At 50.2% G+C, this 22,645-nt stretch carries 18 protein-coding genes; 5 read left to right on the forward strand and 13 right to left on the reverse strand.

The annotated features are described in order from the left end of the window. Positions 1 to 69 precede the first annotated feature (69 nt). Together QY332_11935 and QY332_11940 are read right to left on the reverse strand one after the other, a co-directional pair. Complete coding sequence (locus tag QY332_11935; GenBank protein WKZ34322.1) at positions 70 to 1,227, reverse strand: radical SAM protein; 1,158 nt, start codon at positions 1,225 to 1,227, stop codon at positions 70 to 72. Positions 1,228 to 1,295: 68 nt separating this feature from the next. Next, entirely contained in the window at positions 1,296 to 1,439 is a 144-nt protein-coding gene (locus QY332_11940) for a hypothetical protein (protein WKZ34323.1), read from the reverse strand. 39 nt (positions 1,440 to 1,478) lie between these two features. Between QY332_11940 and QY332_11945 the strand changes: the two genes are divergently transcribed. The 4 genes from QY332_11945 to QY332_11960 all read left to right on the forward strand — a co-directional run bounded on the left by QY332_11945 (position 1,479) and on the right by QY332_11960 (position 4,554). Further along, entirely contained in the window at positions 1,479 to 2,288 is an 810-nt protein-coding gene (locus QY332_11945; GenBank protein WKZ34324.1) for a 4Fe-4S binding protein, read from the forward strand. A 63-nt stretch (positions 2,289 to 2,351) separates the two neighbouring features. Beyond that, a complete protein-coding gene (locus QY332_11950) occupies positions 2,352 to 2,507 on the forward strand; it encodes a hypothetical protein (GenBank protein ID WKZ34325.1) in 156 nt (51 codons plus the stop codon). Positions 2,508 to 2,515: 8 nt separating this feature from the next. Next, positions 2,516 to 3,283 (forward strand): hypothetical protein, encoded by a 768-nt coding sequence (locus tag QY332_11955; GenBank protein WKZ34326.1) that lies wholly within the window; start codon positions 2,516 to 2,518, stop codon positions 3,281 to 3,283. Between the two features lie 236 nt (positions 3,284 to 3,519). Then, entirely contained in the window at positions 3,520 to 4,554 is a 1,035-nt protein-coding gene (locus QY332_11960) for a tyrosine-type recombinase/integrase (GenBank protein WKZ34327.1), read from the forward strand. A gap of 561 nt (positions 4,555 to 5,115) precedes the next feature. On the opposite strand, the gene QY332_11965 is transcribed toward QY332_11960, so the two are convergent. Further along, positions 5,116 to 5,412, reverse strand: coding sequence for a hypothetical protein (locus QY332_11965; GenBank protein ID WKZ34328.1), 297 nt, complete (start codon positions 5,410 to 5,412; stop codon positions 5,116 to 5,118). Positions 5,413 to 5,730: 318 nt separating this feature from the next. Next, positions 5,731 to 8,442 carry a hypothetical protein gene (locus QY332_11970; protein ID WKZ34329.1) on the reverse strand — a complete coding sequence of 904 codons (2,712 nt, stop codon included), beginning with the start codon at positions 8,440 to 8,442 and terminating at the stop codon, positions 5,731 to 5,733. Between QY332_11970 and QY332_11975 the strand changes: the two genes are divergently transcribed. Continuing rightward, positions 8,432 to 9,607 carry an NBR1-Ig-like domain-containing protein gene (locus tag QY332_11975; GenBank protein WKZ38470.1) on the forward strand — a complete coding sequence of 392 codons (1,176 nt, stop codon included), beginning with the start codon at positions 8,432 to 8,434 and terminating at the stop codon, positions 9,605 to 9,607. The genes QY332_11970 and QY332_11975 overlap by 11 nt on opposite strands. 27 nt (positions 9,608 to 9,634) lie before the next feature. Here the strand turns inward: QY332_11975 and QY332_11980 are convergent, their stop codons facing one another. From QY332_11980 to QY332_12020, 9 genes are all read right to left on the reverse strand, one after another. Continuing rightward, the gene (locus QY332_11980; GenBank protein WKZ34330.1) at positions 9,635 to 11,236 is read right to left on the reverse strand and encodes a tetratricopeptide repeat protein; all 1,602 of its coding nucleotides are present in this window, start codon (positions 11,234 to 11,236) and stop codon (positions 9,635 to 9,637) included. Between the two features lie 14 nt (positions 11,237 to 11,250). After that, positions 11,251 to 13,197 (reverse strand): tetratricopeptide repeat protein, encoded by a 1,947-nt coding sequence (locus QY332_11985; protein WKZ34331.1) that lies wholly within the window; start codon positions 13,195 to 13,197, stop codon positions 11,251 to 11,253. Positions 13,198 to 13,214: 17 nt separating this feature from the next. Continuing rightward, positions 13,215 to 15,929 (reverse strand): tetratricopeptide repeat protein, encoded by a 2,715-nt coding sequence (locus QY332_11990; protein WKZ34332.1) that lies wholly within the window; start codon positions 15,927 to 15,929, stop codon positions 13,215 to 13,217. Beyond that, positions 15,922 to 17,187 carry a hypothetical protein gene (locus QY332_11995; protein WKZ34333.1) on the reverse strand — a complete coding sequence of 422 codons (1,266 nt, stop codon included), beginning with the start codon at positions 17,185 to 17,187 and terminating at the stop codon, positions 15,922 to 15,924. Before QY332_11995 ends, QY332_11990 begins: the two co-directional genes overlap by 8 nt. Positions 17,188 to 17,283: 96 nt before the next feature. Continuing rightward, positions 17,284 to 17,967 (reverse strand): response regulator transcription factor, encoded by a 684-nt coding sequence (locus QY332_12000; GenBank protein WKZ34334.1) that lies wholly within the window; start codon positions 17,965 to 17,967, stop codon positions 17,284 to 17,286. A gap of 31 nt (positions 17,968 to 17,998) precedes the next feature. Further along, the gene (locus QY332_12005) at positions 17,999 to 18,436 is read right to left on the reverse strand and encodes a hypothetical protein (protein ID WKZ34335.1); all 438 of its coding nucleotides are present in this window, start codon (positions 18,434 to 18,436) and stop codon (positions 17,999 to 18,001) included. Between the two features lie 234 nt (positions 18,437 to 18,670). Beyond that, positions 18,671 to 19,360 carry a response regulator transcription factor gene (locus tag QY332_12010; GenBank protein WKZ34336.1) on the reverse strand — a complete coding sequence of 230 codons (690 nt, stop codon included), beginning with the start codon at positions 19,358 to 19,360 and terminating at the stop codon, positions 18,671 to 18,673. 23 nt (positions 19,361 to 19,383) lie between these two features. After that, the gene (locus QY332_12015) at positions 19,384 to 21,348 is read right to left on the reverse strand and encodes an ATP-binding protein (protein WKZ34337.1); all 1,965 of its coding nucleotides are present in this window, start codon (positions 21,346 to 21,348) and stop codon (positions 19,384 to 19,386) included. Continuing rightward, complete coding sequence (locus tag QY332_12020; protein WKZ34338.1) at positions 21,341 to 22,645, reverse strand: hypothetical protein; 1,305 nt, start codon at positions 22,643 to 22,645, stop codon at positions 21,341 to 21,343. Before QY332_12020 ends, QY332_12015 begins: the two co-directional genes overlap by 8 nt.

Below are 22,645 nucleotides of genomic sequence, written 5' to 3' on the forward strand. Positions count from 1 at the left end.
GTAAAAAATATTCACCGCCAAGTTATCGGCGGCGCATTAAAAGTGGACACTGCGGTGCTGTGAGCCGGATTAGAACAAATGGAGCTGCGCGCCGGGCATGCGCCCATCCAGCAGAACGTATGGTGCGGCACGTTCGGCGATGATGCCAAGTCTTTTCAATGAGGCAAGGTCACGCAGGCGCTTGATCCTTCTTGCATGTAGAATTGCATCCGCGCCTTTGATGCCAATGCCGGGGATCCTGATCAACTGGTGTTTGTCCGCCGTGTTGATCTCGATGGGGGTGTGGATCAAGTTCATTTGCGCCCAGGCAAGTTTGGGGTCGGCATGCAGCGGCAGGTTTTCATCCGCCGTGAAAGGCAGGTCTTCGAGGTCGAAACCATAATCGCGCAGAAGGAAAGATGCCTGATACAAACGGTGTTCGCGCATGGGGTCCACGGCCGGCTTGTTCTCGAGAGGTGTATCGCGGACGGGATGAAAGGCGGAGAAATAGGCGCGTTTTAGGTGAACGTTCTTCATCAACCATTGCGTGGTATTGAGCAGTTCGAGGTCGCTTTCATCCGAACCACCGGCCACGAACTGGGTGACGCTGGATGGGTATTTACCGTTCCAGAATTTATATGCAGGCACCGTACGTCTGATCTCCTCCACCCACTTGAGCGAACGCAGCAATTCTTCAAAGAAAATCTTGTGCGGAGCCAGCCGCGCCAACCGTTCGGTGCTGGGCGCTTCGAGGTTGACGGAAATGCGGTCTGCCAACTGCATGGCGCGATAGACCTGGTCCTTCTCCGCGCCGGGCATGATCTTGAGATGGACATACCCGCGAAATTGATGCTTCTTTCGCAGAAGTTCCGCCGTGTCAAGAAGCTTGTCCATTGTACGGACTCCGCCTCCCGCCAGCCCGGAGCTGAGGAATACACCTTCCGCCATTCCAACCCGATTCATTTTACTGAACAACCCTGCAAATTCATCTGGCTTGAACGTGGCGCGTCGGAAATCGCGTCCTGCGCGGAAGGGGCAGTAATGGCAATCACGCTCGCAGGCGGAGGAGAGCAGGGTTTTGAGCAGGACGATTTTCTGCCCGTTGGGGAGTTGGGCGGGATGTGTGAAGGCGTGGTTATTTTCTTTAGGGGAGTAGCAGGCTGGAGCGTGAAGAGACGCGGAAGGCTCTCCATCCGCTTCGAATTGCATTTGGGAGGATAACTCTTTGAGCGTTTCCAGCGAGTTCATCCATCCATTATAGAATAAATGTTCTGAATATTCAAGAGGGAAAATTCAGGCAAAATGGGGGAAATTTGTCACTTGGGCGCAGTGGATGGGGTGGATATACTGATGGAAATCATGTCATTGCGAACTGCCGTCGGTTGAGTAGCCCGCAGGGCGTACACTTGCACCGAAGCCATGCTCGGACGCCCCAACCTCGTCGTCGTGGCGCGTCTCATGCCACTCCTTCTCGCAACGACATTTCTCAGGAGGCTTAGATGTGTGAATTTTGCACGCAGCACGGGGAAGGGGAGAAGTGGTACCTGACGATGGAAAATTATTCCAAAGACCTGCTGGACCAGAATCGGCGGCGGGAGTATGCGGCGGACTTCCTGAACGGATTCCATAAGCGCGTGCCGAAAAGCATTAAGCAGTTGGACGTGATCCGCAAGACGCCGTTGATGAAATTGGCAAAGCCCGTGCTGACGCATCACCAGAAGCAGGATCATTACGGGCAGGTGGTGCCATTGGAGGATGTGGAAAAAATCTTCGAGGCAATGGTACAGGGAGCGGTGCGCCTGCCGTGCGTGTGCCGGCGCGTGACGACAGGGAATATGAACGCGCGCTACTGCTACGGCTTGACGATGGACAAGCAGATGTACGACGCGCTGGACGACTCGTTCAATCTGGAGACGTTATCGAAAGAAGAAGCCCTGGAGTCCATTCGCAAATTGGACAAGGAAGGACTGGTCCATTCGGTGTGGACCTTCAAGACTCCCTTCATCGGCGGTTTGTGCAACTGCGACCAGGACTGCATGGCATACCGCATCACACACGCACGCAGAGATTACCCGGTCATGTTCCGTGCCGAGTGGATCGCGGAGGTCGCGCCCGAGGTGTGCAACGGCTGCCGGCTGTGTATGCGCCAGTGTCAGTATGGGGCGATCCGTTATTCGTCGAACAATAAAAAGGTGACAATCGACCCGGCGGTGTGTTATGGGTGCGGAGTGTGCCGCGCAAGTTGCAGCAAGGATGCGATCACGCTCTCCCCGCGGGAAAGTGTGGCGGAGGCAGTCGGGCTGTGGTGATTCGCCGTCACTGATGTATAATGTGCATTGACAAGCCCGTTTGTCTGTTAATATCGAAAGGAGTTGAATCATGGCGAACAAGGAACAAAAGGGAAAGAACAAGGAGAAGAAGAAGAAAAAGAAAGTGAAGCCGAAGGAGACGAAGAAGTAATGGACAAGCCGGCCCCTCAGTCAGTGATGATTAAGGGGCTGGCTTTTTTACAGACAATTCAAATATAATCACGAGCATGAACCCACTCAACCGCAACCTCCGTGACACCTTCCACTTCTCCTCGCACGACCTGCTCGCCAACCGCGCCGGCAAACTCTCCGAACGTCAACAGGCCCGCCAGTCCGCGCTGGGGACGAGCCTCAAAGTCGGCATCGCCTTCTTCGTCGTGGTCATGCTCGGCTCGCTCGGTGTCTTCTTCATCATCTCCTCCGCCTCGGGCGCGAACGCAGGCGCATCGTCCTTCGATACGATGGTCACCACGGGCGTTCTGATCGGCGTGTTCGCGCTCGTCCTCGTCGTCTCGCTGTTTGCCAGTCAAAAGCATCTCGCCGCAGCGCGTGGGAGACAGATCCAAAAAGCGGAAGGGGAGGCGGCGCATGGCAAAATCCGCGCGGACTCTGCCAACTTTGAGATCAAGATCGGCAGGACGAAGATCCGCCTCATCACGCAGGGACAGTTGGACTCGTTTCGAGTGGGGGAGTCCTACCGCCTGTACTTTCTCCCTGGTCCCATGCCGGTCATCCTCTCTGCCGAAGTCATCGGCACCGAAGCCGAAGCGGATTCATACATCGAACCCGCCAATCCCATCGAAGACGATCTCGTCATCCAACAACAGCAGAGATCGCGCCGCGTGGTCGGCGTGCTGGCCGTGCTGACGCTCGGCTTTCCGCTGGCGATGCTGGCGGCATCCGCGCTGCCCGAATCCTTGCGCTGTGTGGTCTGGTTCGCACTGCTGGGCATCGGCTTTGGCTTCGTCTTCTGGGCGCTGAGGCGGGTGGGGTAGGGGAGTTCGTGAGACGCGGCGCGTGATGCGTACTTCGTGATGCATGAATGTTGATCACCATCCTTTCATCAAAAAACAATTCAACGTCTGCCGTCCATCGTCCACGGTCAAATACGGTAATGGGGGAATGAAGGTTCGCAAAATTCCCATCAACTTCAAAAATATATCTTATGTTTTCGATAAGTATTATTATCAAAAACATTGACAGATCGGCGGAAATTCGTATAATCATCCCCATGACAGATACATCCAACATTTCCATCACCATTTCTGCTGTGATAAGGAATTATCTGGACATGGTGGAACGCTCCCGCAGCAAACATACCATGCTTGCGTACAAGAATGCCATGCGCATCTTCCACCAAGTGTTGGTGGAAAAGTCGCTGGAGCCCGACTCCACACCCATCCAAAAACTCACAGAAGACCTGATCTCGCCCATGGCGGACTATCTAAAAGTCTTCGCCCCCGCCACCGAGCAACTCTATTTGCAGGCTGTCAAGGGGTTCCTGCTGTATGTGGATTCTGAGCGTCTGGCAAATATCAACCAATCGCGTGTGACGGTGCTTATCAGGCAACGCTCACGCCGCCCCGGAATACGCTATCCACAGTTCCCCGCAGAGGACATTGATACGCTGTTAGGGAAGGCTAAACGCGTTGAAAACCTGCTCATGAACGCCAGTGACGTGGATGAGTTCATAAACGTTAAGCTACGCGCATACCGCGACCGTGCCTTTTTGCTTACTCTGGCAGATACAGGCTTTCGTGTCCATGAAGCCTGCAACCTTCGGCGCGGCGATATCGACTGGAACGAACAGCGCGCCCTCATTATTGGTAAAGGCGACAAGCAGGCTGTGGTCCGCTTTACATCGCGTTCCCTGCAAGCCATCCAGGAGTATCTCGCCCAACGCGCCGCACTCGATGGAAATTCAGGCAGGCAATTGAGCTCCCTGCCTCTCTTTGCCCGCCACGATAAAGGCGCCGGCAAAAAGGTCAAGCCAATCACGCCTGCCACCGGCCGCAACATCGTCAAGGAACGAGTGCTGCAATTTTTAGGCAGGGAGATGGCCGGCAAGATCACCCCGCACTCCTTCCGCCATTATTTTGTCACGTCCGTGCTGCGCGGTACTGGAAATTTAAGGATTGCGCAGGAACTTGCACGGCACAAAAATATTCAAGTTACACAACGATATACCCATCTTTCGAACGATGAGCTGGACAAGGCCTACTACGAGGTCTTCGAGAAAAGACAATCAGATCAGTCCGGCGAATGACCAGTCAGCGCCTCTCCCACGACGATACTTGATACGCTTCCCCTCGAGAATCCCCATCCTTTTTGAAAAACAGACTGCCAGCCCAGCGGCGGTGGCATAGGTGAACTTGGCCCTGTCAGATACGACTGCATGACCAGCCCGATGGAATCTGAAGTGTTCATCCACTACAGCTACTTAAACCTGCACCTCAGTTTTTGGCTGGAGGATCCACCAGAAGACCAAACACGCATTCACAACCTTGCCCGATTGATGCTAACCCGTCTTTTTGAACGTGGTAATTAATCTTTTTCGTATTCGCCAGCTGTTCGATCGCTTACATTCCCGACTTATAGCGTATGCGGATATGCCGTGAAAAAGGTGTTTTATCCACGCATGACTGAGGGCACCCTGCTCCAATGATATAATTCCACAAATGGCGTTTGGAATCATCATCGTTGGAGCAGGGATCCTGCTGACCCTGGGGATACTTGGCCTGTGGGCTGGCATGCGTGCCATGCAAAACAGCCGTGGTTTGGCAAATTATCAGGTTCGGGGAAAATTTAGGGCAAGCGCTCGAAACGCCTATCTGCTTGGGGGTATTTTATTAATCTCATCCACCGCGCTCGCACTGTATGCATTTTCAGGTACACCCGTATTTGAACTTCCACCGCTTCCAGGCCTTTTTTCAGCTATCGATGCGCCCGCATCCCCCACTGTGGGCGCATCATCCGTGGATGCGACGCCAACATCCGTCAGCCTGGCCACCGCCACGTTCCAGTTGCCAGACTCCCCGACGCCAGAGGCGTTCACGGAAAACCCTGTCCCCCCCTCCCCCACCCCGCCAGCCACCAGCACCCCGGTCACCATCGTCGTCAACATTTATTTTACGAACAACGCTAACCTTGAACAAAAGGTCGAGCCGTACGATCAGGCAGTCCGGCGTGAAATTCTTACAACCGATCCGATAAAAGGTGCGCTGGATGCGTACTTTACCGGTCCGAACGCCCAGGAGGCGCGGCGCGGGCTTTCGGCCACATGGAATGGGTTTTTGGGATATAAAAAATATGAGCTGGCAATCGACGGCACATTAAAGGTGTACCTGATTGGATACTGCCAGGCTCAATCGGATTTTTACAGTTTTGCCGATCCGTTGGGTAAAACCCTCAGGCAGTTCAGCGGGGTACGGTATGTAAAATTTTATGATGAATATGGAAGAACACAGAATCCTCGTGACGGCTCGGATTCCATTCCTGTGTGTGTGATTCCAACCCCGACAGCAACACTGACAGTAACACGTACGCCATCCAATACGCCAACCGCAACCATCACGCCATCCAATACATCGACAGCAACTTTTACACCCACTTCAACTTTCGCCCCATCCAGCACGCCGAGGGCGACCCTTACCCCCTCCAATACACCAACCGCAACTTTTACACCGTCCAAAACCCCAAGTGCAACTATTACCCCGTTAAGTACAGCCACGGCAACTTTTACGCTGACCTTCACGCCATCGAAGACACCGACGCTGACCTTCACCCCGTCCAATACCCCCACGGCGACCTTCACGCCGTCGAATACACCGACTGCGACCTTCACGCCATCGAAGACACCGACCGCGACCTTCACGCCGTCCAATACCCCCACGCTGACCTTCACGCCGTCGAAGACACCGACGCTGACCTTCACGCCGTCCAACACCCCCACCGCGACGTTCACGCCATCGAAGACACCGACCGCGACCTTCACGCCGTCCAACACACCGACTGCGACGTTCACGCCATCGAAGACACCGACCGCGACCTTCACGCCGTCGAATACCCCCACGGCGACCTTCACCCCGTCCAACACACCGACCGCGACCTTCACGCCATCGAAGACACCGACGCTGACCTTCACGCCATCGAAGACACCGACGCTGACCTTCACGCCGTCGAAGACACCGACCGCGACCTTCACGCCGTCGAAGACACCGACCGCGACGTTCACGCCATCGAAGACACCGACTGCGACGTTCACGCCATCGAAGACACCGACCGCGACCTTCACGCCGTCCAATACCCCCACGCTGACCTTCACGCCGTCGAAGACACCGACCGCGACGTTCACGCCATCGAAGACACCGACTGCGACGTTCACGCCATCGAAGACACCGACCGCGACCTTCACGCCGTCCAACACACCGACTGCGACGTTCACGCCATCGAAGACACCGACGCTGACCTTCACGCCGTCGAATACCCCCACGGCGACCTTCACCCCGTCCAACACACCGACCGCGACCTTCACGCCATCGAAGACACCGACGCTGACCTTCACCCCGTCGAAGACACCGACCGCGACGTTCACGCCATCGAAGACACCGACCGCGACCTTCACGCCATCGAAGACACCGACGCTGACCTTCACGCCATCGAAGACACCGACGCTGACCTTCACGCCGTCGAAGACACCGACGCTGACCTTCACGCCGTCGAAGACACCGACGCTGACCTTCACGCCGTCCAACACACCGACCGCGACGTTCACGCCATCGAAGACACCGACTGCGACGTTCACGCCATCGAAGACACCGACCGCGACCTTCACGCCGTCCAACACACCGACTGCGACGTTCACACCATCGAAGACACCGACGCTGACCTTCACGCCGTCGAATACCCCCACGGCGACCTTCACCCCGTCCAACACACCGACCGCGACCTTCACGCCATCGAAGACACCGACGCTGACCTTCACCCCGTCGAAGACACCGACCGCGACGTTCACGCCATCGAAGACACCGACCGCGACCTTCACGCCATCGAAGACACCGACGCTGACCTTCACGCCATCGAAGACACCGACGCTGACCTTCACGCCGTCCAATACCCCCACGCTGACCTTCACGCCGTCGAAGACACCGACGCTGACCTTCACGCCGTCCAATACCCCCACGCTGACCTTCACGCCGTCCAACACCCCCACGGCGACCTTCACGCCGTCGAAGACACCGACCGCGACCTTCACCCCGTCGAAGACACCGACCGCGACGTTCACGCCATCGAATACACCGACCGCGACGTTCACGCCATCGAATACACCGACCGCGACCTTCACGCCGTCCAACACACCGACTGCGACGTTCACGCCATCGAAGACACCGACCGCGACGTTCACGCCATCGAATACACCGACCGCGACCTTCACGCCGTCGAAGACACCGACCGCGACCTTCACGCCGTCGAAGACACCGACCGCGACGTTCACGCCATCGAATACACCGACCGCGACGTTCACGCCATCGAATACACCGACCGCGACCTTCACGCCATCGAATACACCGACCGCGACCTTCACGCCGTCCAACACACCGACTGCGACGTTCACGCCATCGAATACACCGACCGCGACCTTCACGCCGTCCAACACACCGACTGCGACGTTCACGCCATCGAAGACACCGACCGCGACGTTCACGCCATCGAATACACCGACCGCGACCTTCACGCCGTCCAACACACCGACTGCGACGTTCACGCCATCGAAGACACCGACCGCGACCTTCACGCCGTCCAATACCCCCACGCTGACCTTCACGCCGTCGAAGACACCGACCGCGACCTTCACGCCGTCGAAGACACCGACCGCGACGTTCACGCCATCGAATACACCGACCGCGACCTTCACGCCGTCCAACACACCGACTGCGACGTTCACGCCATCGAAGACACCGACCGCGACCTTCACGCCGTCGAATACACCGACTGCGACGTTCACGCCATCGAATACACCGACCGCGACCTTCACGCCGTCCAACACACCGACTGCGACGTTCACGCCATCGAAGACACCGACCGCGACCTTCACGCCGTCCAATACCCCCACGCTGACCTTCACGCCGTCGAAGACACCGACGCTGACCTTCACGCCCTCCAAGACACCGACTGCAACCTTCGATCCGCAATGTAACAAGGCATTATTTGTTGGCGATGTAAGCCTTCCGGACGACTCGATCGTGAATGCAGGGGATCAATTAGTCAAAACCTGGCAGATAAGAAACGCAGGCACATGCACATGGACCCCCTTGTACAATCTGGTCCTGGTCGATGGTGAAGCGATGGGTGCATCCGCTTATATGATATTTGATCAAAATGTCCCGCCTGGCGCGATGGCAAATATCTCCATTGCCATCACCATTCCGAACAGGATCGGTTCGCTCCAAACCTTCTGGCAAATTGAAGCCGAGAATGGAGAGCGGTTTGGGGTTGGCGTGGATGGCACGTCCCCATTATGGGTAAAGGTAAATATTGAACCTTCCCCCTCCGCATTCACACCAGAACCGGCAACTACTCCCCCAACCGGGCTGCCCACAGCGGTCATTGCCCCTTCGCCCGAATCCGGAGAATTTGTCCTTGACTTATACAGCCAGTACTGTGATGCAGCCTGGTTTGTAGATGACTTGCCGATACCGTGTCAGGGTGTCGAATCTGGCCAGCAAACCGCTGCGATATTCCAGCAGGCACAGGCCTATTCAGAAACCAACCAGATGGTTGGACAAGCGCTTATAGTGCAATTACCCCTTTCGGATACGGAAACAAGTATTTCGGCAATATTCCCTGAAGTGCTCATCCAGAATGGTGACCGTTTGATCCTGGGCACTGGATGCGCGCAAGACGCGTTTAAGTGTTCCGTCCTGTTCAGTATTTCCTATTTGGACAGCACTGGCCAGCAAAACCCCATCTGGACAATTGGGGAGTTCCATGACGGACAGTTGTCGGATCACACGATCGATCTATCCTACTTGTCAGGCATGCCGGTACGACTGAGACTTGAAGTGTCCTCGCTTGGGCCATCCGATGACGATATCGCCATGTGGATCGCACCGCGTATCATACGCCAGCCTCAACCAACCGAAACCATGGAGATATCACCGACGGCGATAGTCGCAGAAACTGCTGCCAGCACGGCATCTGCAACTCCCATCGTTCCAAGACCAACCGAGCCATCAATCGCTCCACCGCCGAGTTCTTTGCTGGATAAATTTATTGATGCATTCGTAGAATTCTTGAAGAGCTTGTGGGGTGGACGTTGATCGGGCGGGAATTTCGCCTGACCGTTGCTATTGTACATACTCGGCAATCAATTGCTTGAACTGTGGTGTGAAGCGGATACCATCCAGATCCGGATCGCGCAGGATCCACTCGACAAGTGTCTGCCTGGTGTCGAGCGCGATCCGCAGGTATTCCACAGCTTGCTCCACATTTCCACACAATGCCTCGAGGCATGCCCGGTTGTATTCATTTCCATCGTCAATGAAGTTTTTCACGGCAATTCCTATATGTTGATTTGCTAATTCTTCTAAACCCATTTTTCGCAAGTACCCGCCGAGCGTGGCGTGTGCCAAGCCGTGGTCCGGCTTGATCGCAATCACTTTTTTCAGGCAATTAATGGCATCTTCATGACGTCCTTCCACAGCATACACAACTCCAAGGCTGTGATGATACTCCGCGCAATTCGAGTCAAGCAGGACGGCCTGCTGATAGGCAAGGACGGCATCCTTATAGCGATTTGCGGATTTATACAAGGCTCCCAATTCATCCCACTTGGATGCGTTGCGCGGGTTGCCTTGAATGATCTGTTCCAATCTTGCGATCTCATGATCAATGGATGGCTCATTTTTTTCTTTTTCCGCCAGGGATTCATTCGAACGCAATTCGGGCGAATTAACCAGATCCGCACCTACTTCATTCGAAACGCCCGGCGGTTTCGAATCATCCTCCAGGACATCGTCAGGCACAATGAAAACCGCCCTTTTGTCGATTACCTCAACTACCGTCTCCTGTGCTGCAAGCATGACACCATTTGTTCTTAAATCTGCAGACAGGGTAGGGCCAGGATGACGCAATTCAGTATTGGCAGTTTCTGTATAACCTGACTCAACAGTCTCCTCCCAACTATCCATGGGTTCGTCAGCCGCCAGATGGACTGCCACATCCTGAAATTCATCCAGGGTGCTTGAAACATCGGGACTGCTTACCAAACCATCGGACACTGTTTCACTTCCTTCAAGGCTCTCGAACAGGTAGTCCACGGCATCTGTATCAAATTTGTCTGCCTCACTAACGACCGTGACGGAGAGGGATTCATCTCCAATGTACCCTGTGGACATTCCATGCTCTGATAGCTTGGAAAGTTCTTCAATATCCTGCACGGGATCATTCTGAACTGATGATGTGTTTAGATTGGTTTCAGCTTCATCCCGTGCCTTGTCAGGATAGCACGCGTGCGCAATTTCGGCATCATCACTCATCCCTGTCTGCGCCGACGGAAGCATGGACTCTTCTGAAATGTTCGAGGGCCCGTATAGGAAAGCAGTGTTGCCCTCTATAATTTTTCCGGCCTCCGGGTACAGCAGGTCCGCCTGTTGATAGGCCATTATGGCATCCCTGTAGTTCTTCAAGTGGCGATACACATCACCCAGGCGGTACCAGGAGATCGCCCTGTCACGTTCGTGTGACAGCAGCTCAATACTTTTTTGGAACAGGTCTGCTGCTTCGGAAAAGCGGCCTTTTTGTGCGTATGCGAAGGCAAGATTACTGTAGGGCATGCCAAACCGTTCCTCAATCTTTATTGAACGATTGTATGCATACGCCGCCTGATCGAACATGCCGGAGATGAAGTACAGGTTGCCAAGTTCATTCCATAATTCGTGTTCGCTCATGGTTTCACCTTAGGCTACCCCTGTTCCTGAACAGCAAGTTGTGGCGCGCTCAATGATCCAAGCAGGCTGTATCGTGACTGCATCGAAAGGGATGAGTTGTCAGGATCGAGTTCGTCCGCTCGCTGGTAGGATGATATTGCACTTGCATAATCGAACATGCGGCGATATACATTGCCCAGGCGATTCCATACGATTGCCTTGTCCTTTTCATTGTCAAACAATTCAATGGAACGCTGGTACAACAGGACGGCCTCCGCCAGACGATTCTTTTGGGTATATGTCAGCGCAAGATTGCTATAGGGCCAGGCAAAGGTGCGATCCAATTCGATTGCCTTGCTGTACGCGATAATCGCGTCATCGGCGGCGCCGTTGTTGTAATACACATTACCCAGTTCGTTCCAGACCCTGGCGTTATTGACATCGATTTCCATTTTTACTTCACCCAGAGAATCAATCTCTGTGACCGGGTCGATCTGGGCGGATGCATTGGATGCTGTGCTTGCGAATTCACCCGATGTTTTTCCTTCTTCAGGAAGAGCCTCGATTATTTTATTGTCGTCTCTTAGAAACTCTTCATAGAAACCACGGGTCGCCGATTCGTTTTCGATTTTCTCCTCGTTGGCTTCAGATTCTCCAGCTCCAGCCCCCTTAAGATTTACTTTCTGAAGTTCAATATTTTCTTCATTTGTTTCTTCCGGAGCTGCTACGGCAACAAAATCATCCTTGTTGTCACCAGACTCTCCAGATTCAGCCTCCTCCAGTTTTGCTTCCTGAGGCACAACACTTTCTTCGCTCGTTTCTTCCGGAGCGGATACAGGAACGAAATATTCCGCCGTCTTATCTTCAGCGTCCGCCGCCTGTTGCGTTTGCTCGATCGTTGGGATCTCGGTTGTTTCAGTCGTGGTCCCAAGTACAAGCATAGTATCTGTCATGGTCTCAACCATAACAGGCAGTGAAGGATTCAATGTTTCTTCAGGCAGCTGGTTTGCGATGATAGGTTCTTCTGTTACAAGTTGAAATCCTGTCTCCTCTGGCAAGGTTGCGTCCACTTCAGGCTGCGCCTCTTCTTCGCTGTCTTCAAGTTGAACATCTGTTTCAGGAGGCGTGGCCTCTATATTGACTTCCACAACCGGTTCACTGTTTTCAGAAGATTCTGGAACTTCAATTTTCTCATCCAAATCGCTGTTCGTTTCATCTGATACCATCTCTGCGGCATTCTGACTGCCGGTTTCTGTTTCACTGAGACTGGCATCAAACTCTTGCGAATCCAGTACGGCATCCTTTATTTCCATTTCCGGCTGATCAGAAACCAACTCCGACGAATCCCTTAATGGATCAAGTTCATTGTTGATAAGTAAACTGATGGGACTGGGGATGGTCTCATTTCGCTGCTGTTCCAATCTATCAGTTTCCTCAGACAAAGGCTGCGCAAGCGCATCTTTGGAGCCGCCGTTTTCATTGTCCAATTCATCAGCACATTGAAAGGCAGCCAGCGCCAACTCATACTCATTCATCTTTCGATATAAATTGCCCAATCGATTCCAGGAAACCGCCTTGTCCTTGTCATCCTTCAGCAGTTCAATGCTTTTCTGGTATAGCAGCACCGCGTTTTCCGGATTGCCTCGGGTGACATTTACAAGCGCAAGATTGCTGTATGCCCAGCCCAAACCTGGTTCCAATTCGATAGCGCGTTGAAACGACAGAACTGCCTCATCATGTTCCCCTATTTTGAAGTATGAATTTCCCAGGTCAAACCAACATTGGGCGTTTGTTGGCTGGATCTCAAGCGACTTCTTGTAGGCCTCAATTGCTTCGCGGGTACGATCCTGTTTATCGAAGACATTGCCCAGGCGGACCCACGGAGTGATGAAGCGATTGTTGAACTCGATAGATTTTTCCTGATATGCAACAACAGCATTAAATATCTTGTTCAACTCATCCCAAAATTCAAAGCTACTCATTTCTACCTCCATTATTTTTACTCTGCGTAGCAGTTGCTAAGCAGGCTAAAACGAGTGCGTGTTACAAGATTCACGCCTTCGTCATTCAAGAGCACAGCCTCCTGAAAGGCTTTTATGGCATTGTCGTAATCATTTAACTTTCGATGAGTATTCCCAAGCCGATTCCAGGATACGGCTTTATCCTTGTTGTCCTCAAAGAGCTCGATACTTTTCATATATGCTGGAATTGCCTCCTTGTGCTTTCCCATGGATGCCAGTGCGCGTCCAAGGTTACTGTGAGCCCACCCGTCCTGCGGGTTCATCTCGGCGGCTTTTTGATAAGCGGTGACTGCTTCATGATATGACCCATTCTGAAGAAAAGCATTCCCCAGTTCATTCCAAAAATCGCCATTTTGGGGGGATGCATCGAATTGAAAGACATTGATGCTGTCATGCACGCCGGCATTTTCCGGATCGAGTTCTGCGGCCTTGCGAAAAGCATCTACTGCGTTGTCGTACTCCCCCAACCCGCGATACGCATTCCCAAGCCCATTGTAGGCAATGGATTTATCTTTGTCGGCATTCAACAGCTCTATGCTTTTGCGGTACAACAAAACCGCCTCCAGATACCGGCCCTGCATGATTCCGATTAACCCCATATTTGCATAAGGCCAGCCAAAATTTGGATCCAGTTGCACGGATTTGTTGTACGAGACAAGAGCCTCTGTGTAATTCCCCTGATGGAAATTTTCGTTTCCCATTTCATTCCAAGCAATTGCACTTGTGACTGAGTTTGCCCCGTCGCTTGTTGGTTGGTTTTTTTGTTCACCTTGAATATCTCGAAATAGTTCCTCGGATTTTAGAGACATGTTGTTTTCTCCTTGCGTATTTAGTAAAGTCGTTAATTCGGCTTCTTGATTCAAGCCCGTGGTTTCTTCCCGCCTGATTAACCAGCTTGGTGGATTATCTACTTTCTTAATTAATGGCGGTGTATCTGTCCAGATATTAATAACTTCTCCCGAATCCACGGTATCCAACTTCACAATGTCAGGACGGCCTGGAGTATTTTTATTCTTCATAGAAGTTTCCTGTGCTGACTCAGGAGTTTTTTCGTGTTTTATATTTTCGAATATCTGCCGGCTTGCGCTCTTGGAACTGGATTGAGCATCCTGCTCAATCCGTTTGCCCTCGTCTGCATTTTGATACGCCTGCATGGCAAGATCATATTCATTCAATTGTCGGTAGATGTCTCCAAGCCGGTTCCACGAAACAGCTTTGTCGGAGTGTGTGTTCAGAATCTCTATACTCCGGAGGAGTATAGAGATTCCCTCCTGGAATTTTCCCTGATGGGCATAGGTCAGTCCAAGATTGCTGTATGCGTTGCCTACCCCTCGATCAATTTCAATGGCTTTTAGAAAAGACCTCTCTGCACTGTCAAAGTCCGAACAATTAATCTGAGCGGTTCCAAGTTCATTCCATATCTCGCAATTTCTTCCGTCAATGGCGAGCGCGCGTTGGAAAGCCTTGACAGCATCACGGTGCCGCTCCTGTTTGTTGTATAAATTTCCGAGGCCGAGCCATGGGGCCAGATAACTCTTGTTGAGTTGAATCGCCTGTTCATAGGTTTTGATGGCTTCATTGAATCTGCCCATGGAGAAATAGACATCACCCAGTCCGTTCCACGGGTGTGCAAAAGATGACATGAACTGAATTGACTTGCGGTAGGCGGCAATGGCATCATCGTAGTATCCAATTTTTTTGTATACATTCCCTAATCCGTTCCAGGCAATTGAATCTTCCGGATTGCATTCGACCGCTTTAAGAAAAGTAACAATTGCCTCATCATTTCTGCCGATTCTGGTGCATAAATTTCCGAGATTGTTCCAGGCAAAGATCTGTCCCGGCAATAGATGAATTGCCTGCTTATAGGAATCAATTGCCTCGTCAATTCTCTCCAAACTGGTGTAAACCAGGGCTCGTGCATTCAGGCATTCTGCCTCAAACCAATTGTCCTCGATTTTGATTGCAAGGTTCATTGCTTCATCAAGCAATTGATCTGCTTTTTCAAAATCTCCTTTTCGCCAGTGGAGAATGCCAAGGGTCAGCAATAGGTTGGCGCGTATCGAACTGGACTCAACCTCCTGGGGTATATCGGTTAACATTGTCTCCCGCATGGAGATTTTTTCGTCCGTGTCGTCGAACTGACCGTCATATTCGCCAGTTCCCTGCCACTCTGATTCAAGTTTTTGTTGCAGGACATAGCCGCCTTTGGGCGATTCGGAAAACTCAACGACCTGGTGGCGCTGACCCCAGAGATCAGGGGCATAACGGGCAAGGCTGATGATTTCGTTTTGGGTCAGCCAGAATAAAAGCCTAATATTGTTTTCCGAAAAATAATCGTGCTGATTGTTCAGCGCTTCGTACAAATTTTCGCGCTCATCCAAACCCCATCGCAAACCTTCAATAATAAATATATGCTTGGCGGATGGTTCATGTTTATCTATGATCTGTATCAGGTCCTGATTTTGGCGTTCTTTAACGCGAATATTTACGATTTTCTGCCCATAATCAAATAGATAATTTTCAAGTTCGTTTTGGATATCGGCGCGAACATATTCGGAGCTGTACACCGCAAAGAGGATGCAGGGACGCTGCCATCGTATGGATAATTCGAATTCCCGAAGGATGATTTCCAGGCGTTCATCCATGTCGGCAATAGTTTTAGGCGTGAATTGAATTGTTGTCTCAGCCATGTAGTAGTTTCCTTAAGACAGGGTGTACGTCACACCAGTTTTCGCCGTTGCGATATTCCAGGATCGCCAACAGCTGTAATAAAGGTCGCATACGGTCGCTGTATTCCAGCCGATTGTTTTCATGCACTTTTTTTAACAGCTTGAGATCTTCCTTATCAAGAATTCGGCGATACTCATTCCGGATTTCGGTGGCCGACCATTCAACATCTTCTTTTTCTATTCTGCCTACACCTCTTCTGCGCGCCCTGCCGATAGTCGTCCGCATAATTCGAGCCATTTCGCGAAACACCCCTCCGCTGTATGCAACGGCATCCTCAAGCGCATCCGCATCGATAAGGTTCGGGCTCATTCGCACTTCCACGAATCTTTTCAAGGTCTCATACCCTTCCTCATTATGATCGTCGGGATGCAAAGGCGAATGAAGGTTGATATTGGGGAGGAATAAAGCCTGATCTCGGATCGAATCAAATTCCTTGCTGTAGAACAATGCGCTTGACACGGTATATACAATTGCGCAACTGGGTTGCATCATGATCTCGCGCCTGTCGTGAAAGATTGCGCGTGCTTTATCCAGATCGGGTTTATCCAGATCGTCTATCAAGATCAATGGAATAAGGCGTTCGCGACTATAAATAGCGGTGGTGATGTGATTGATGATGGCAATCAAACCGGTGATATCCGTCTCCACCACTTGGCGCAATACAGTGCGCGTTGCAGGTTCCAGTTTCATTTTGAGCCCTGCATTGGCAAAGAAGGTGTCAATGGAACCGCTGAGTTCAATATCCGAAATACGCCCTTCCAGTATTGTGGATATTTCCTTTTCAACCTTCCCCTTCCAATTATTCAATTCCTTGAGCAATTGGTTTGGCAGCTCCCCGCCTCTTTTTTTATATTCACGGAACAAACGCCCGCCAATGGCAAGCAACACATCTCGGAAGTCAATATCAATTACATCCGTTTCTTCACGAATGCTAAAATTAATCGGCCAGTACTTCTTTTGCAGCTGGGGATTGCTTAAAAGGTGTTGCAGTTCAGTGGACTTACCGCAACCGCGGTGCCCCGAAAAGAAAAACTTTGGGGGCCGGTAGAATGGCGACATGAGGGCATCTGTGAGCTCGTCAATAGGATTCCCTGGACGATTAATATAAAAGGGATTTGGTCTTCCATCTTTATCCGGCTTAAGTGGAAGGTCAAGTTCGAAGTTCAACCATGCTCTGTCAAGGTCAAGTGCAGTTATGTAATCTAGGTTGTTCATCATTCTTGCTCCATATTGTTTAATTGTATTGAGTTGAACTGTCTTTGGAACCCAGAAATTGCGAAAATAATAATGGGCATTATTGCCTGGTCAATTTTTCTATTGTGCAACCGGTGTAGCAGCGATGCCTTCACGAATTGCGTACAAAGCTGCCTGGGTTCGATTGGAAACGTGAAGCTTGTCGAGGATGCTGCTCACGTACTTTGCTATTGTTCGTTCATGCACAACAAGAGAAAGGGCAATCTCCTGATTGCTCAGACCTCGTGCGATGAGTTTGAGCGTTTCTATTTCACGACGGGTGAGAGTCGTTTGTGTGTCCCTGGTTCCAGATTGTTTATCAAATTCGTTGATCACCTTCATTGCAATGGATGGATGAATTGATGCATGACCAGATGCAACGTCCCTGATGGATTGTAGCAGCTGGCTGCGGGTGGCATCTTTAAGCATGTATCCAAGGGCGCCTGCCTTGATTGCCTGAAAAACCCTGTCGCTTTCCGCAAATCCTGTTAGCACTAGAATACGGATATCGGGATTAATTGCCAGCAACATTGGAATGGTGGCAAGTCCATCCTGGCGCGGCATGACCATGTCCAGGATAACAACGTCAGGCTTGTATTTTTTTGCCATGATTACTGCCTGGACGCCATCCTCCGCTCCGGCGGCCACTTCCATATCCGGCTGTACGGACACGATAGCGGCAAGTCCCTCCCGTACAACCGTCTGATCCTCGACGATCATTACATTGATCCTTTTGGAATTTCCAATTATTTCCTTTGTTTTCATCTTAAGCACCTGGTTTGTGATTTGATTGTGGTTAATGTATCGTAATTGGAAGTGCAGAAAATCGACTTGAATTTTGTTCGCAATCCAGCAGTTGCGCCTCTTGTTGCAGCCAGTGCTGAGACGACCATATTTCAAAATATTCCCCCTGCCCCACTATGTATACAAGATCCTGGGCATTAATAAATTCTGCCAATACGTTCGGTATCAGAATAAAGCCGTCTATGTCTATATTTACTATTTGTGCAGATCCCAAAATCATACGTGATAATAGTCTTGCAAGCGGGTCTGTTATGTTTTGGGCGGTGATTTTCGTGCATATTTCTCTAAAAGAATCTGTCGTGAGGCAGAGTAAGTTTTGCTCAAATCCTTGAATCAAATATATTTCTCCTGTCATTTCTTCCACGAATCCTTCGGGGAGTTTGAAGCGATTGAGTTTATCTAGTGTGCTGGCATGTTTCCCGAGTAACAACGCTGTTCTCCCAAAGTGAGATTTAATATCCTGGTAACTACAAACATTATAGGATTCTTCGGGTTCGTAGCCAACCCAATAAATCCGAATGTTTGCATGGCTCTATTTGCCCATTTGCGCTTCCCGGAACGGTCATTTATGACCATGCGTTAATTGACGGTAGATTGTCTAGTCGATGACGAAGTTTTATTGTTGCCTTTCGGAACTCACCCCGTAATAAAAAAAATCGGTCTTTCAAGACCGATTTTTTAGAGGAAGCGTTTGCCGCTTTCTTGTTTCAAGATCGTCAGTTAATCCCTCGCGAATTGCATAGAGAGCCGCTTGCGTTCGATTGGCGAGCTGCAGTTTCTCCAGAATGCTTGTGACATGTTTGGCAACTGTTCGCTCATGTACGAACAAGGCTGTTGCTATATCGTGGTTATTTAATCCACGTGCAATCAGCCGAAGAGTCTCAAGCTCGCGCGGTGTTAATGGGTGCGATGTGTAAAAAAGTTCTGATGGATTAGATATTTCATTTATCACTTTGAGGGCAATGGATGGCTGGATGACAGCTTTTCCAGCTGCGACTTCATGAATTGCCTCAAGTAGTTGGGCCCGGGTTGCATCCTTCAATAAAAAGCCCATCGCCCCGGATTTAATGGCCTGATACACCCGGTTACTCTCAGCAAAACTGGTCAAAACAAGGATCTTTATTTTGGGAAACAATTCCTTTAAAATTGGGATCGTAACCAGTCCGTCTTGAATCGGCATTACCAGATCAAGGAGAACTACGTCAGGTTTTTTTTCCTTGGCAAGTTTTACCGCCTCGACCCCATTTTTTCCCTGTCCGATGACTTCAATATCCGGCTGGAGCGTTAAGATGGTTACTACCCCCTCCCTGACAACGCTTTCATCATCCACAACCAGTATTCTTATTTTTTTCATATTAAGCCGCCTATTAAGTGGTGTTATTTTATTACTGGTTTTGGCAGGGTCACTACGACGGTGGTGCCTACACCAGGGGTCGATTCAATTTTGAGTTTCCCGTCGATTTTTTCTGATCGATCTTTCATATTTGCCAAACCCAGTCCGGTTCGATCGACATTTTTTACATCAAATCCAATGCCATCGTCCTCGATCTTCAAGATGAGGTTTTTTCGAGCCTGTTTGAGTGTTACTGATATTTTTTTTGCGCGAGCGTGGCGCAATATATTGTTTAAAGCTTCCTGGGCAATATAGAACAGGGCGATTTCTTTTTCGGGTGGCAGTTTTATGGTTTCATCAGCAATGAGGCCCGCTTTTATATCTGCGCGTCCTTCAACAGCAGACAGGCGATGATGAAGGACCGAGATCAACCCTTCTTTTTCAATCTCCACGGGCTGCATTTGATAAAGGAAGAGCCGCATTTCTTTGACTGCCTGCCTTGCATTGTCGCCAATACGAATCAAGACATCCCCGGGATCCGCGTTTTGTCCGGCTTCCATTGCTGCTTGAGCGGCCTCGGTTAATGTAACCAGGCCGTAGAGTTTTTGACTTACAGAATCATGAAGATCACGCATCAATCTTTGTCTTTCCGAAAAGGCAATTGCCAGTTTTCGGCGCCTTTCGTTGTCCACCAAATTGGCAATATGATCAGCAAGTGTTCCCAAACGCGCGATTTCATCGTGACTATATGGCGGGAGGTCTTTGCGCGCCAAAATCAGTATTCCCATATTTTGTGCATCGCTCCCATTCCTGATAATCAACGGCAGAATTAGAATGGATTTAAAGGTATCGGTTTGAAGCGCGGAGGGAAGCCGTGTATCGCCAATCGGGTTTTCGACAAAATAAGGCTCGCCCTCCATAAAAACCTGATTGAGTAAATTATAACTTTCAGAGGAGAGTGATATGGGTTCTATGCCATCTTCTGAAAGTCCAAAAACTGACGCGGGATGATAGACCTGGTTGGCGGTGCCAGCATCATTATTGTCCCCAAGGTAGATAATCGCGGCCTGGCTTCTGAAAGGAAAAATAATCTGATAGATCACGCCGGATAAAAATTCCTCCATCAAAAAAGACTGACTGGCCTCACTCGATATGGCATTAAGTAAAACAAACATCTCGTCCCTGGCTTTTTGCCTGAGGTCTTCAACTTTGCGCCGGTTGGTGATGTCGCGCCAGGTGATTAGTGTAAACAATTTTCTATTTTCGTTTTGAATGGGGGACAACCTGATGTTGAAATATTTAATTTCTTCGCGTGTCCTGAAACTTCTCTTCATTTCCATGTCGCGCGGAGAATGGGTAAAGTTGCTGGAGGATGGAATGTCGATCTGATAAGCCTCGATGGGTTTACCAATGGCATCCTCTTTTTTGCTGCCAAGTATTTCCTCGGCAGTCTTGTTGAGGTCAACGATTTTACTATTCTCGTCCAACACCATCCAGCCATCCAGCATTGCCTCCACAACTGATTCCCTGTCAATTTTTGGAATAAATAATGCATGCTTAGTAATGCAGAACGCGAGGGCGATATTTGAGACTGACAAGACGGGGAGTATGGTGATGACAAATTGAGCATATGAAACAATGCCGGAGCCTGCAAATGCCAGCAGCAGGTATGAGATAAAAAAAACCATGATTAAAAGCAAAAGTCGGCGATACCAATGTCGAGGATGTCCAATCAGCATGCCGGCCACCAATTGCATTGATACAGCAACAATAAGGCAGGTAAATATAAGGACTGATATTAACTCTGGTGCATTTATTAAGACTGGGGAATTCCGCTGGACGAGCTGTGTAATTGACCAGATTGCGATGGCAATGGAAGCCATGGTAAGAGGTATGCTCCCTGGCTTTGCCCATTGTTTCAATAAAAGACTAAAGGCTATTGCAAAAGAAATGGCAACATTAAACAGAAGGAGGATGTTTTGCAGCGTGACAACATCTTGATTATTCATATGCACCAGTATCAACGGGGAAATCATTGGGATTCATTAGCAACCACAGGTTTGGATTGGTCAAAACGCCGTCCCGTGAAATTTTAAGAAGTTCGGCGGCGGTCGATAGCGTATTGATGGCAATTTCTCTTTCACCTGTTAAAAATAACAGGCATGCCTTGGTTATAAAATCATCATTATCAGCAATTAAGGCATTGACTCCATCCTGCTCCAGTCTCTTTAAGTTCTGTTTACAAATTAATAGCGCAATTTTAAATTCAGCCCTGGGATCCAGCATGAGCACTTCTTCAAACTGCTGAATGGCATCACTGATTTTGCCCGTTAGAAGGGATAGATAGGCAAGCCGACTCCCCAGTATTGGATTATGCAAATCTATCTCGACAGCTTTTTTCGCCAGAACCATTGCGAGGCGTCTTTTCCCGTTGCAAACCAGGGCAATCGCATAGTTCATCATTACTATGGGGTCATAGCCGTTCTGCTCGTTAATCGCCTTTAATACCTCTTCGGCCTCTGCATATTTATTCCGTGCATGATGAATAACGGAAAGTATGTTCAAAAAGAAAATATGTTCCTGTGAAAACACTGCATCCGTAGTAAGTTTCAGGCCTGTTTCGACCATGCCCAGGCTTTTTTTCTGGTCGCCGATGCTCCAGTAAAGATGCGCCATTTGCTGATGCAGGCTGATTCTTGACGATATTGCATCTTGGCTGTCCGGCAATTTGGATAAGGCTTGCATGTTAATGTTAATTTTACTGTTCAGTTCCGAAGGATGGATGTTCATTTCGCCATCATGCCAGAGCATAAGCCGTGAACCAATTTCAACCCTTGGTATCATCTTCGCATCTGAAAAGATCACTACGAGGTGTCTAAAGGCCCAAAAGTCAGGGGCGCGATTGGGGAGCAGGGATGCCTCATGTGGGTTTAACCATAGTAGCAGCTTAATCCCCTCCTCAACAAAATACTCTCTTTGCATGTTTAATGCCCTGTATGCAATTCCTTCATCTTCCCTTCCGGGTTGATCAAGATTATACGAAAATACTATGCTGTTGTTTTTTTCACCTAAATCCATGAAGTGGTGAATTATGTCGGGAGTTTTTGCAAAAAAGTTAAAGTCGACCACGGAAAGCCCATCAGATTTTTTAAATTTTTCCCCAAGGATTGTCATGGCCTTTTTTTGGACCCAATGGTCATTGCAAATCGCAATGATAATGCTTGGCCGGCTCCACTGATGTGCTGCAATTAATTCATCATGCAGGGTGGCGATATTTGCCCTAAATGTCCTCTCTCCTTTTGCCAT

It is taken from the genome of Anaerolineales bacterium, assembly GCA_030583885.1.
GTDB lineage: Bacteria > Chloroflexota > Anaerolineae > Anaerolineales > Villigracilaceae > Villigracilis.